The sequence below is a fragment of the Sphaerisporangium perillae genome, from assembly GCF_023276435.1.
Classification (GTDB): Bacteria; Actinomycetota; Actinomycetes; order Streptosporangiales; family Streptosporangiaceae; genus Sphaerisporangium; species Sphaerisporangium perillae.
The window spans coordinates 1-13,148 of sequence record NZ_JALLPO010000052.1 but is presented as its reverse complement, the minus strand read 5'-3'; the positions used below and the strand labels follow the sequence as shown (position 1 = coordinate 13,148).

Sequence of the window (13,148 nt, the reverse complement as noted above, 5' to 3'; positions counted from 1 at the left end):
ACTGTTGGCGGGCGGGGCGGACCCGGGGCCCGGTGCCGGGGGCGGGGGGGGGGGGGGGGGGGGGGGGGGGCCCCGGCCCCCCCCCGCCGCGTTCACCCGGCCTCCTCCAGGGCCTTGCGGATGTCGGGGTCCCCGGGGTCCAGCTCGCCGGCGCGGCGCAGGTCGGCCAGGGCCTCCTCAAGCCTGCCGAGGTCTCGCAGTGCGATCGCCCGGTTGAAGTAGAGAGCGGGGTCCTCACCCAGCTCCAGTGCCCGCGTCAGGTCTGCGGCGGCGCCCTGCGGGTCGCCGGTCTCGTACCGCAGGGTCGCCCGGTTCGCCCAGGCCAGGGCGAGGCCGGGAGCCCCGGAGACGGCCGCGTCGAACGCGGCCCTGGCCTCCTCGTGCCGGCCCGCCGCGGCCTCCAGCTGACCGAGGACGCACGACAGGTGCGGGTTGCCGGGGGCCAGGACGAGCCCGGCCGTCACATCCGCCCGCGCCTGCTCGTCCAGGCCGAACTGGACGAGCAGGCCGGCCCGGTTGATGTAGGCGTCCAGGTAGCCGGGGTCGAGCTCGAGGACATGGTCGAGGTCCGCCTTGGCCCCGTCGAGATCTCCCGTGGCCAGCAGCAGCTGGGCGCGGTTGTAGTAGCCCTCGGGCAGGGGCGGGCTCAGCTCGATCGCCGTCTCGTAGTCTGCCCGTGCCGCGTCCGGCCGTCCCATCCGGAACAGCAGGTTGCCGCGGTCGAGGTAGTAGTCGGGGTAGGAAGGGTCCACCGCGATCGCGGACGCAAGGGCGGCCAGGGCCTCCTCCGGCCGCCCCAGCATCCCGAGGAGCTGCGCCCGGTTGGCGCGCAGGACCATGCGGTGGATCGGGTGACGCTCCGGCGGCAGGTCGGTCTCCGCCAGCTTGATGGCCTCCTCCACCAGGCTCAGCGCTCGATCGGCGTGGCCGCCGCGCATCTCGATGAGCGCCTTGCCGTTGAGGTCGAACCCCAGCTTGAACGCCCGGAGGGCCCGGTCGGGCAGGAGGCGGGAGATCGCGATGGCCTCGTTGACCCACCCCTGGGCCCGGCCGAGGTCGCGCCGGGCGGGATCGGGGTGGCGCGCGTCGAGCATCGCCGTCCCGTACGCCGAGGCGGAGTGCACCTCGGCGTCCAGGCTGACGCGGCGGGCCCGGTCGTACAGATCGCGCGCCTCGTCCCTGCGGCCGAGCCCGGCCAGGGCCGTCGCCGTGCCCTGGACGAGATCCCACCACCGGTGCGTCTCCGGTTCGGCGAGCCGCAGCCCGCGTGCCCCGAGGTCGGCCGCCGCGTCCAGGAACCCCTCCCGCATGCAGTGGTCGAGCGCCGTCCACAGGGCCTCCACGCCCGCCCCTGCCGGGTCGCCGCCGTGCTCGCGGTGGTAGGGGATGGCCCCCAGGGACCACGACGGCTCACCGGTGGCGGCCAGCTCGCCGGCCCGCCGGTCGTGCAGGCGGGCGCGTTCCGCCGCAGGCAGCGCCAGGTACGCCTCTGCCGCCCGAGGGTCGTCGAGGGCGCCGTCGGAGGCGACGTAACGGGCCGCCGTGAGGTTTTCCGGTTCCCCCAAAGCCGATAATTCGGCCTTTATGACTTCGCCTCGGAAAGAATCATGCGGCTTTTTACTGGAACACGCCACAATTGTCAATCGCTCAGGTGCGAAACGGCGGACAAGCGTGGCGAGGAGTTCGCGGTCGGTCCCGTCGGCCTCGTCGATGTTGTCGACGACGATCACTTCGGGAGCCACCCCGCTGTTCCGGACGAATTCCGCGATTCCGTTGGCGATCCGTAAGGTGCGGCGAGGAGCCGGGACGAGAATGCGCTCCTCGGCCGGAAGGCGGGCATCGAGCGGTTCCCGGCGGGCGATCACCCGATCACGAAGATCGGGCGCCGCCGCTCGGATCTCGATGTCATGCCGCGCGACCACGTCAGAGGAGCGCTCCAACGCGGCCGGCACCAGCGCAGCGAGCAGGGACCCGCCGAAGGTGTAGGGCCCGCGCAGGCGACGGTGCGCGTCGAACACTACGACCAGCCCAGGATCCAGGCCCAGACCGCCCAGCATGCCCAGGCGGTCCGGTGAGTTCCCCCCATGGATCCAGAGGTGATGACCAGGGCGGCTGGTCACCCCTTGTGGATCGCACTGGCCGTACCGGTCAGGTGCACCATGCCGGGCTTGCGGACGATGATCTTTTTCACTGGGTGTCCCTCCCTCGGGTCTTCACTACAAAGACCTAATTATTAGGACAAATCAATCATCCGCAAGCATTACACATGGATTGTTCTACTTGAGTGGATATTTGTCGCTAATGAGCTAGTTGCGTGGAGGGGTGGGGCTCCAGGTGCTTCTCACCGTAAACAACGACCAGTCCCCCCCTCTCCTCCCTCCGTACTTCGCGCCATCCGTACTTGCGGTACAGCTCCAGAGCGGCGCCCTGCCGCAGGGTGGTGTCACCACGGAGCATGCGATAGCCGAGCTTGACCGCCGCCCCCTCCAGAGCGTCGAGGACGCGCGTGCCGAACCCGCGCCGCTGGAAGTCCGGGCGGACCCTCAACCGGCACATCTCAGCGGTCTCATCGTCGATACGCCGCAATCCGCCCATGGCCACGATCCCGGCGCCCTCCACCTCACCGACCAGGAACTCGCCCCGATCGGCCAGATAGATCTGGTTGATGCGCGGGATGTCGTCCTCGTAGTAGACGCCGTCCCCAAGGGTGATCCCGACCTGTGCCAGGCAGGTGCGATGTAGTTCCGAGACCGCTTCCCGATCCGACCAGCGATAGCGTCTGAGCGAGAGCGTCATGCATCGGCCTCCGCGGTCGAGCTCGACGTCGAGGGAGCCGGCGAGGCAAGGACGTCCTGGAAGGTCCGCAGCCCGGGGATGTCGCCGCACCTGGTCTGGATGGCCATGGCAAGCTCGATCGCGCGCCGCAGGATGATGTCCGTCCGGAAGCCCTCGCCGACCCGTCGCACCGCCTCCATCCCCATGCGCAACGCCTCGTCACCATCGCCCTCAAGCAGCCTGCACTGCGCCTGGTCGAACCGGATGAGCGTCTGGTCGAGCAGGTCTCCTTCGTACTTCTCCAGTGCCTGTTCGAGGATCAGGTCGGCTTCTATGGTCTGGCCGAGCCGGGTCAGCGCGTCGCCCTGGTGGAAGTAGAGCTGGCGCTCGGTGTACCCGAAGACCGTGTCCTCCTGCTGGGCGGGGGTCATCTGGGCGAAGGCGGCCCGCGCCCGCGACAGCGCCCGCTTGGCCTGGTCGACGACGTCCTTCTTGCCGCCGGAGTTCGCCAGCATCGACAGCGCCCGGGCCTCCACGACCGGAGCCATGGCCTTGGCCGCGCAGGGTGTCTGGCCCGCCAGGTCGCGGCTCTTCTTGGCCAGGTTGAGCGCTTCGCGCGGATCGCCGAGGAAGAGCGGCACCAGGGCCTCGCGGGCGGTGACCCAGGCGCGCAGCGCCCGGTCGCCGGTCTCGTCGGCGGCCATGCGGGAGGTGCGGAAGAACGACCTGGACATCCTCTGGTCACCGAGGTCGATCATGATGATGCCGGCGAGGCCGGACAGCCGCGCGGCGAGGGCGCAGAGGCGTTCCTGGAGGTCGATCGGCTGGTGACGCTCCATCGCCTGGCGCACCGTGCTGAACTCCAGCAGTACGTCGCACAGTTGCCGCATCGGCGGTGTGTTCATGTACTGCCGGCCAAAGGATGTCGCCGCCTCCTCCCAGTGATCGAGCATGGCCGGTGAGACGGTGGTCGACACAAGGGTCTCGTCCATCCGTTTGCGGATGTTGTCGGCCGCGCCGAGCACCGGAGCGCTCATCGGCACGGCCGCACTACCCGCGATGATCTGCAGAAGCGTCCTTCGTAACACGTTCTCGTCCTCCTCACCCCCGTCCGTCGAGGGGTCGCTGAGCGGCTTGATCCACAGCTCGCGCGAATCTGGGGGACTGTCGGGCTCGGTCTCCTGCTGGCCGCCTCGCACGACGCCCGGCATGCGGTGGCCGTGGCCACAGATGCACGGGCCGTCGTATCCGAGGGCGACCGGCTCGACCCGGTAGACGGAACACAGGTAATGGAGGTACTCGGGACCGGGACGCTTCAGCCCGCTCTCGTAGGCGCTCAGAAGCGTCTCCCCGATGCCGGGCACCGGTTTGCCGTCGCGTTCGAATAGGGCACGTACCTGTTCGATCACGTCGGCAAGGGCGATGCCATGGGCGAGACGGTGAGATTTGATTCGAGTTGTCCCGAAATGAGGGCCGCACTCTTCGAAAATCTCTTCGGCGATTCGAGCTGGACTCCGCCCGACCGCCAGGCCACGCGCCCGGGTGCGCCGCGCTAACTCCGTTTCCTTGTGCTGTCTTCCGGACATACCGGCCCCTCTCTCGTGGCCAGTCGCTCATCCTGGTCACCTAGCCCGACCGGTCCCACCTGCGCGGACGCAGCGTCATGCCGTGTCACACTGCGTCTATCAAGAATGATGGACCAGTTATGACCGCACGTGAAAGGACGCTCGAACCTGCTGGCATAGGATCGTCCCCCGCCGGGGACGTTCTTTCAACCCACTTGAAATATCCCCTTACCCAAGCGCCTTCGAACCTTCGTTGACCCATCGGCACAGGTGAGTCAGATTTGGCCAACCAGCCCCGATTCAGCGGCACCGTCGCCGCCGAATCGGTCTAGAGGAAGGCTCGAAGTGGACGACAGCTTCCAACACCTGGAACGACTGGCGGACGAGCTCGACGCTCGGGGGCTGCTGGCCCGGGTGGTGCACACGCAGTCGGGACGGGCGTTCGTCCGCGTGATCAACCCGAACGCCACCAGCCTCGCCGAGAACGTCACCTGCCGGCCGCAGGCGACCCCCGCCTACTTCTGGTGGTCGTGGGGAGAGCGCATGCACCAGGTCGACGATCCGGCGGGAGCGGCGACCAAGGTCGCCCGCGTACTGGCCGCGGTGAGCGAGTAAGACGCGAGATGGACGCGGTGCAGCGCAGTCACCGTGTCCCCTCCCGCACACCGCGGCTCTTCGGGGTCGGCGGGGTGCCCGGTGCGGAGCGTCCGGCGTCCGTGGAGACACGGCCGCCCGGACGCTGGGCATCCCGCCGGCTCCGTAACCCCGGCACGGGCCGTGAGCACACGGCGCCTGCCGGGGCGTCACCATCCGGCGCACGCCGGCATCCCATGAACAGCCACCGGGCTCAGACCTCCATCCAGGCCCGGTGGTGATCGGGGAACTCCCCGATCGGAAACGGTGCGGGACACGCTTCCGGGTGCGTGTCCCGTCCCGGGCCGCCCGTCATCGGGGCGCCCAAGCCCGCCCTCCGCGGCCCCGGGCTCGGGTACTCCCGTCTTCCCCGGCGTAACGTGACGGCGGCCGGGCCGGTCGGCGGATTCAGTTGGGTCAAGTACCGTTCCGTCTAGGTCAAGGACCGATAATTGTCTCCGCCGACCGACCCGATCCGAAGGGCTCAACCGCGTGTTCCCGTCCGCCATGGACCCCACACCCGTACCGTCACCTGACAAGCTTCTGATGGACATGACGCAGGCCGTGACGCAGACCTGCGTCAGTGGCGGCGGTGACGACGTGCTGTGCACCGCGCTGCTGAACGTCCTGCCCGCCGGGTGGGCGTCGCCGGTGACATGGCTCATCAACCTCGTCCTGATCGGGGTGGCCGCCTTCATCGTGCGCGCCATCCTGCACCGGCTGATCGGCCGGGTGATCCGGCGCGCGGCAGAGGGCGTGATGCCCGAACGCCTCCGCATGAGGTCCACCGCGGTCGTGGACGGCGCCGCGGCCGTGCTCACCGAGCGCCGGCGCCAGCGCGCCGAGACCCTTGGCTCCGTGCTCAGCAGCCTCACCTCGGTGATCGTCTTCGGCACCGCCGCGCTGATGATCCTCGGGCGTTTCGGACAGGACCTCACGCCCATCCTCACCAGCGTCGGCATCCTCGGCGTGGCCGTGGGCTTCGGCGCCCAGGAACTGGTCAAGGACTTCATCGCCGGCATGTTCATGCTGATGGAGGACCAGTACGGCGTCGGCGACATGATCGACACCGGGACCGCCGTCGGCACCGTCGAGGCCGTCACCCTGCGCATCACCCGCCTGCGCGACGCCGACGGCAGGGTCTGGTACGTCCGCAACGGCACCATCGCCCGCATCGGGAACGAGTCCCAGGGCTGGTCGCGCGCCCTGGTCGACGTCCCGGTGGCCTACGACGCCGACATCGCCGGCATCAGCGACCTGCTCAAGGGCGTGGCCTCGGACATGTGGGAGGATCCCGCCTTCCGCGACGTCGCGATGGTCGAGGAGCCCCAGGTCTACGGCCTGGAGCAGATCTCCGACAAGGCGATGATCTTCAGGATCACCGTGAAGACCGTCCCGGCACACCAGGCCGAGGTCGCCCGGGAGCTCCGCATGCGCGTCAAGTGGGCGCTCGACCGCGCGGGCATCGCCCTCGCCGGGGTCTGAGTAGGCTGGAGACCGTGTCCGCTACTCCTTCGGAATCCATGTCCTTCTACGACGCCGTGGGCGGCTCAGAGGCCTTCGAGCGCCTCGTACACCGCTTCTACCAGGGCGTCGCCGAGGATCCCCTGCTCCGCCCGCTCTACCCCGAGGACGACCTCCACGGGGCCGAGGAGCGGCTGCGCCTGTTCCTCATCCAATATTGGGGCGGCCCGTCCACCTACGGCGAGCAGCGCGGCCACCCCCGGCTCCGCATGCGCCACGCCCCGTTCGTGATCGGCGAGCCCGAGCAGGAGGCCTGGCTCAAGCACATGCGCGACGCCGTGGATTCCCTGGAGTTGCCCGAGGAGCTGTCCACCAAACTCTGGACCTACCTCGTGTACGCGGCTCAGAGCATGGTGAACGCATAAGTCCCCGGATACAGGGGCAGCCAAGGACATGTGAAGAACTCCCCTTGGTGGCGTGACGCCGTCGTTTACGAAATCTACGTCCGTAGCTTCGCCGACGCCTCAGGAGACGGCATCGGCGACCTCCAGGGGATCCGTTCCCGCCTGCCCTATCTCGCGGGGCTCGGCGTGGACGCGATCTGGCTGACCCCGTTCCAACCCTCCCCCATGGCCGACGGCGGGTACGACGTCGCCGACTACCGGGGCGTCGATCCCCTGTTCGGCACGCTCGCCGACTTCGACGCCCTGGTCGCCGACGCCCACGCGCACGGCCTGCGGCTGATCGTCGACGTCGTGCCCAACCACAGCTCCTCCGCCCATCCGTGGTTCCAGGCGGCCCTCGCCGCCCCGCCCGGCAGCCCGGAGCGCGACCGCTACATCTTCCGGGACGGCGAGGAGCCGCCCAACAACTGGACGTCGGCGTTCAGCGGCCCGGCGTGGACGCGACTACCCGATGGGCAGTGGTACCTCCACCTGTTCGCCCCCGAGCAGCCCGACTTCAACTGGCGCAACCCCGCGGTGCACGAGGAATTCCTCGACGTCCTGCGGTTCTGGCTCGACCGGGGCGTCGACGGGTTCCGCATCGACGTGGCGATGGGGCTCTACAAGGACGCCGACCTGGCCGACGTTCCCCCCTCAGGGGAGGGATTCCAGTCCCGCTCCCCCATCTGGAGCCAGCCCGAGGTGCACGAGGTCTACCGGGAGTGGCGCAAGGTGCTCGACTCCTACCCCGGGGACCGCGCCGCCGTGGGGGAGGTGTGGACCGACACGGCCGAGGACCTCGCCCTCTACGTGCGGCCCGACGAGCTGCACCAGAGCTTCAACTTCGCCTGGCTGGAGGCCCCGTGGTCCGCGACCGCCTTCCGTAAGATCATCGAGGACACTCTGGTCGCGGTCACGGCGCCGACCTGGGTGCTGTCCAACCATGACGTCGTGCGCCACATCACCCGCTACGGCGAGGGCTCCCTGGAGCCGGAGGCCGGGCTCGACCGCGGGCGCGCCGCGCTGCTCGCCATGCTCGCCCTGCCGGGGTCGGCCTACCTCTACCAAGGGGAGGAACTAGGCCTACCCGAGGTACAGGATCTTCCCCCGGAGTCGCGCCAGGACCCGATCTTCGAGCGTTCCGGCGGCGAGCTTCTCGGCCGCGACGGGTGCCGGGTGCCCATCCCGTGGTCCAGCGACGCCCAGTCGTACGGGTTCTCCTCCGGTGACGCGCGCCCGTGGCTGCCGCAGCCGGCCGCGTGGGCCGATCTGTCCGTGGAGAGCCAGGCCGGCGATCCGGCCTCCACACTGTCGTTCTACCGCCGGGTGCTGGCGCTCCGCCGATCGCTGCGGGCGTCACTGCCCGATGCCATCGCCTGGCTCGACTCCCCCGCCGACACGCTGCTCTTCACCCGGGGCGAGCTGATCTGCGCCATCAACTGCGGCGACGAAGCCGTACCCCTCCCGCCGCACGGCGGGATCCTCATCTCCAGCGGCGAGCCGGACCAGACCTCCCTGGCCCCGGACACCGCCGTCTGGCTCCGGCAGGCCTAGGGGGTCAGGAACGCCGGTGGGGCGGGCACGCCGTACGTGCCCGCCCCACCAGGGAACGTCTTGCCTGCCGCACCCGCCGCGTCAGTCGCGGGTGAGCTTGCGGTAGGTCACGCGGTGCGGACGCGCCGCGTCGGCACCGAGCCGCTCGACCTTGTTCTTCTCGTAGTCGGCGTAGTTGCCCTCGAACCAGAACCAGTTGGAGCCGCCCTCCCACGCGAGGATGTGCGTCGCCGTGCGGTCGAGGAACCACCGGTCGTGCGACGTGATCACCGCACAGCCGGGGAACTCGAGCAGGGCGTTCTCCAGGCTGGACAGCGTCTCGGTGTCGAGGTCGTTCGTCGGCTCGTCGAGCAGCAGAACGTTGCCGCCCTGCTTCAGCGTGAGCGCCAGGTTGAGGCGGTTGCGCTCTCCACCGGACAGGATGCCCGCGGGCTTCTGCTGGTCGGGCCCCTTGAAGCCGAACGCCGCGATGTAGGCGCGCGAGGGCATCTCGACGTGGCCGACCTTGATGTGGTCGAGGCCGTCGGAGACGACCTGCCAGACGTTCTTGGTGGGGTCGATGTTGCCGCGACCCTGGTCGACGTAGGAGATCTTGACCGTGTCGCCGATCATGACGTCACCCGTGTCGGGCGTCTCATCTCCCATGATCATGCGGAACAGCGTGGTCTTGCCGACGCCGTTCGGGCCGATGATGCCGACGATGCCGTTGCGGGGCAGGTCGAAGGAGAGATCCTCCATGAGCAGCCGGTCGGCGAACCCCTTGGTCAGACCGGTGGACCGGATCACCGTGGTGCCGAGACGCGGCCCCGGGGGGATCTGGATCTCCTCGAAGTCGAGCTTGCGGTATTTATCCGCCTCGGCGGCCATCTCCTCGTACCGCTGAAGACGCGCCCGGCTCTTGGTCTGGCGGGCCCTGGCGTTGGAGCGCACCCACTGGAGCTCGTCCTCCAGGCGCTTCTTGCGCTTGGCGTCCTTCTGGCCCTCGACCTTCAGACGTGCCGCCTTCTGCTCCAGGTAGGTGGAGTAGTTGCCCTCGTAGGGGTAGCAGCGGCCGCGGTCGAGCTCGAGGATCCACGTCGCCACGTTGTCGAGGAAGTAACGGTCGTGGGTGACGGCCAGGACGGTGCCGGGGTACTTCTCCAGGTGCTGCTCCAGCCACTGGACGCTCTCGGCGTCGAGGTGGTTGGTGGGCTCGTCCAGCAGCAGCAGATCGGGCTGCTCCAGCAGCAGCTTGCACAGCGCCACGCGGCGGCGCTCACCACCGGACAGCTTGGTGACATCGGCGTCCGGCGGCGGGCAGCGCAGGGCGTCCATCGCCTGCTCGAGCTGGCTGTCGACGTCCCACCCGTTGCGGTGGTCGAGCGCCTCCTGCAGCTTGCCCATCTCGTCGAGCAGCTCGTCGCTGTAGTCGGTCGCCATGAGCTCGGCGATCTCTTCGAACCGGGCGCGCATGGCGAGCGTCTCGGCGACGCCCTCCTGAACGTTGCCGAGGACGGTCTTGGACTCGTTGAGCGGCGGCTCCTGCTGCAGCATGCCGACGGTGAAGCCGGGCATCAGCCGGGCGTCGCCGTTGGACGGCTGCTCCAGGCCTGCCATCATCTTGAGCAGAGTGGACTTACCAGTGCCATTGGGGCCCAGCACACCAATCTTGGCTCCGGGCAGGAAATGCAGCGTGACGTCGTCAAGAACGACTTTGTCGCCGTGCGCCTTGCGGACACGCTGCATCGTATAGATGTACTCGGGCATGCTCCTAAGACTAGGGGATTCCACCGTCGGAGTTGTCCGCTCGGGCAGGAGGCGGCGACACCGGCGCGACCGGAAGGCAGATGCGGTCGCGGCCGAGCTCCTTCGCCCGGTAGAGAGCGAGGTCGGCCGCCGCGAGCAGCTCGATCAGGTCGTCGCCGTGAAGGCTCATGATCGCGACTCCGGCGGAGACCGTGACCGTGATCATCGCGTCGTCGACGGGGATGGCCATCCTGCCGACGCGGGACCGCAGGCGCTCGGCGACCCTGCGGGCCTCGGCGACGTCGGCGCGCGGCAGCAGCACCACGAACTCCTCGCCGCCGAACCGGCCGACGACGTCATAGTCGCGCAGCTGACTGCGCAGAGCGGTGGCGACGCCCGCGAGGACCTGGTCGCCGACCAGGTGACCATAGGTGTCGTTGACCCGTTTGAAGTAGTCGATGTCGACGATCAGCAGCGCCAGGGTCTCGCCTGTGCGCCGCGCCCGGACGATCTCGGTGTCGGCCTCCCGCTGCCAGGCGGTCGCGTTGAGCAGCCCGGTCTTGGCGTCGGTGCGGGCGGCGGCCTTGAGCTGGGCGTGGAGCAGGCTGCGTTGCAGGAGGACGACCGGGGGCAGCGTCAGCACCAGCAGGACCGGGCTCAGGCCGCAGGCGATGGCGACCAGCACGCCGAGACACAGCTCCACGACGTCGAGCATGACCCGCTCGCGGTCCCACAGGACGTCCCGCCAGCGGGTGTCCCCCTCGGACACGTGCAGCGCGACGGCGATCAAGGCGGTGTTGAGCACCGTGAAGAGCACGGCGCAGCCCACCGCCAGCGCCAGCGGCCCGCTCGACCCGAGCGACAGCCCCGTGCGGTCGCGCACCACGGAGTGGAAGACCACCGAGGCGACACCGGCCGCGAGGCCGATCGCGGCCGCGCTGAACACCCGCCGGTACAGGACGGTCGCCCGGACGCGGATCTGGAGCAGGAACTGCAAAGGCAGCGGCGCGAGCAGGGCGTAGACCGGTGGAAGTAGCAAGGCGACGGGAAGCCACCATGCGGAGAGCAGGTCACGGGAGACACCCGCCGGCATGCCCAGGCGACGGGTCGCCTCGATGCAGACCGCTCCACACGCCATCAACGCCACGAAGGTCAGCAGCTCCGACCAGCGGAACTCGGTCGAGGCGGCGAGATATCCCGCCGCGCCGAGGGCGAGCCCGACAGTGCCGCAGAGATAGACGACCAGGGCGGTGGGCTGTGCCAGCAGCGGCCATCGGTCGGCTAGCGAGAGCATGCCGTCGCGTGGCTGGATCGAGATATCACCGGACGCCGTCATCACATCCCCCAAAGCTCACATCCATCCGGACCGGTTCGTTGCCTCGACTCTATGTCTCACGATGTGTAACACAATAGTCGCAGAGTGTGCGCCCCGCGAAGGGAACCGCTACGTTGAGCACTGTGGCCATCTCCGTCCGTTGGCCTCGATGTGACCGCTCCGCGACGAGCGGCTCCCTTGTGGGAAAGGAGCAGCCATGGTGCGAGGCATCATCTGGACCTGATTCAGACGCCCGAACGCCGCGACCCCACGCTCCCCCACCCGGTGGCCACCCGCCGGAGGCTCGGTCGGGCGGCAACGGCTGGAACCCCGAGGTGGGTGCGCCGGCTGGGCCCTGGAGTGAGCACGGCCGACGCAGCCCTGGCGGGCGACGGCTCAGGCGGCCAGGGGCTCGACGGCCTCCTGTGCCTGCCAGGACCCCACATCGGCCGAACCTTCCTCCGTGTCACTCGCCGGCTCGACGCCGAGCCGGGAGCCACTGTCTTCGGCCGTGCGCACGTATGCGAGGTCGGCCACTTCCGCTGCTTCATGGGTGAGATCACCTCCAGCCGCCCCCTGGGTATCGAGATCGGCACCACCCCAACCGTCACCGGCGCCGCGCGGTGAATTCGCGCCCGTGGCATCGCCGAGTACGAGATCCGAACGGCCGGAGAGTTCGCCAGACGGCAGATCAGAAGGGCCTGCGGGGTCGCCGGGCACGAGAGCGGGGACACCGCGCCCGCCACCGAGCTCCCAGTCGCGGGTGCTGTTCGCGAGTTGCTCTCGCGCCATCTCGTCGAAAACGGGGGCGGTCACACCTCGCTGCGGTCTTTCGAAGCTGCTCACTCCACGCCGCAGATCGTGACCGACCGAGGTGGCCTCGACCTCGGCCATGAACCGCCGCTCACCGTCGCGCTCATAGGAACGGATGCGAAGCTTGCCGTGAACGACGATCGGCTGCCCGAGCTTGATGGAGCGGGCGACGTTCTCCGCGAGCGCCCGGTAGCAACGGACGGCGTAGAAAGTGGTCTCGCCGTCATGCCAGGTCTGGGACGGCCTGTCGAACACGCGCCGTGTCGAGGCGAGCCGCAGCGATGTGACCCGGGAGCCGTCGTTGAGCTGGTACTGCCGGGGGTCGGCGGCGACGTTGCCGACCAGCGTGATGTAGATGTCGTTCATCGTGCCTCCCATGGCGGGCCGGCGGACCATCTCCGCCGACATGGGAGCCAGTCTGGTCCGGCCCGTCACTCTCCATGATTGCCGAACTCCGTTCTGTGGACAGGCAGCCACGCCGAACGACCTTCTGTGGAAAACCCGGAAAGCCGCAGGTCACAGATACCTGAACTGGCCAACGCCACCGCTGAAAGCACTAGGCGCCGCCGCCTCATCGGCTCCCCACCCCACGACACCCTTCACCGCCGTACCAGCGAATACCCAGGAAGCACCGGACGTTCAGGGCCGGCCGACGTACGGCGGCGCCGGGATCGCCGTACCACTACTCGCCGACCCGGCGCCCAAATGCGCAAGCACAGAGCAGGCCGGAAGGGGCATCGCCAGCGGCCAGGGGTAGGCGCAGGGGGAGGCAGCGGAAGGGGAAGGCGAGCGGAAAGGAGGGCGGGCGGAAGGAGGGCTGGCGGAAAGCGAATGGGAGCAGCCAGGGGGCAGCGCGGGGAG

Annotated in this window: 10 protein-coding genes; 4 read left to right on the top strand and 6 right to left on the bottom strand. The window is 69.1% G+C overall.

What is annotated here, in order from left to right; all coding sequences use genetic code 11:
* Nucleotides 1-92: 92 nt before the first annotated feature.
* From MYF83_RS36285 to MYF83_RS36275, 3 genes are all read right to left on the bottom strand, one after another.
* Nucleotides 93-2,057, bottom strand: coding sequence for a tetratricopeptide repeat protein (locus MYF83_RS36285; protein ID WP_248965330.1), 1,965 nt, complete (start codon nt 2,055-2,057; stop codon nt 93-95).
* A gap of 241 nt (nt 2,058-2,298) precedes the next feature.
* Nucleotides 2,299-2,796, bottom strand: coding sequence for a GNAT family N-acetyltransferase (locus tag MYF83_RS36280; protein ID WP_248965329.1), 498 nt, complete (start codon nt 2,794-2,796; stop codon nt 2,299-2,301).
* A complete protein-coding gene (locus MYF83_RS36275; RefSeq protein ID WP_248965328.1) occupies nt 2,793-4,361 on the bottom strand; it encodes an NsdA family TPR-like regulatory protein in 1,569 nt (522 codons plus the stop codon). Before MYF83_RS36275 ends, MYF83_RS36280 begins: the two co-directional genes overlap by 4 nt.
* A 324-nt stretch (nt 4,362-4,685) precedes the next feature.
* Here MYF83_RS36275 and MYF83_RS36270 point away from each other — a divergent pair, with 324 nt between their 5' ends.
* From MYF83_RS36270 to MYF83_RS36255, 4 genes are all read left to right on the top strand, one after another.
* Complete coding sequence (locus tag MYF83_RS36270; RefSeq protein ID WP_248965327.1) at nt 4,686-4,955, top strand: hypothetical protein; 270 nt, start codon at nt 4,686-4,688, stop codon at nt 4,953-4,955.
* A gap of 564 nt (nt 4,956-5,519) precedes the next feature.
* Nucleotides 5,520-6,458: a mechanosensitive ion channel family protein gene (locus MYF83_RS36265; protein ID WP_248965326.1), complete on the top strand. Its 939-nt coding sequence runs from the start codon at nt 5,520-5,522 to the stop codon at nt 6,456-6,458.
* 14 nt (nt 6,459-6,472) lie between these two features.
* Nucleotides 6,473-6,862, top strand: a complete 390-nt coding sequence (locus tag MYF83_RS36260; RefSeq protein ID WP_308201561.1) for a globin — start codon at nt 6,473-6,475, stop codon at nt 6,860-6,862.
* A 30-nt stretch (nt 6,863-6,892) separates the two neighbouring features.
* Nucleotides 6,893-8,434, top strand: coding sequence for a glycoside hydrolase family 13 protein (locus MYF83_RS36255; protein WP_248965325.1), 1,542 nt, complete (start codon nt 6,893-6,895; stop codon nt 8,432-8,434).
* Nucleotides 8,435-8,515: 81 nt separating this feature from the next.
* Here the strand turns inward: MYF83_RS36255 and ettA are convergent, their stop codons facing one another.
* From ettA to MYF83_RS36240, 3 genes are all read right to left on the bottom strand, one after another.
* The gene (gene ettA / locus MYF83_RS36250; RefSeq protein WP_248965324.1) at nt 8,516-10,180 is read right to left on the bottom strand and encodes an energy-dependent translational throttle protein EttA; all 1,665 of its coding nucleotides are present in this window, start codon (nt 10,178-10,180) and stop codon (nt 8,516-8,518) included.
* Nucleotides 10,181-10,190: 10 nt separating this feature from the next.
* The gene (locus MYF83_RS36245; protein WP_248965368.1) at nt 10,191-11,498 is read right to left on the bottom strand and encodes a GGDEF domain-containing protein; all 1,308 of its coding nucleotides are present in this window, start codon (nt 11,496-11,498) and stop codon (nt 10,191-10,193) included.
* Between the two features lie 372 nt (nt 11,499-11,870).
* Nucleotides 11,871-12,653: a single-stranded DNA-binding protein gene (locus tag MYF83_RS36240; protein ID WP_248965323.1), complete on the bottom strand. Its 783-nt coding sequence runs from the start codon at nt 12,651-12,653 to the stop codon at nt 11,871-11,873.
* Between the last annotated feature and the right edge of the window lie 495 nt (nt 12,654-13,148).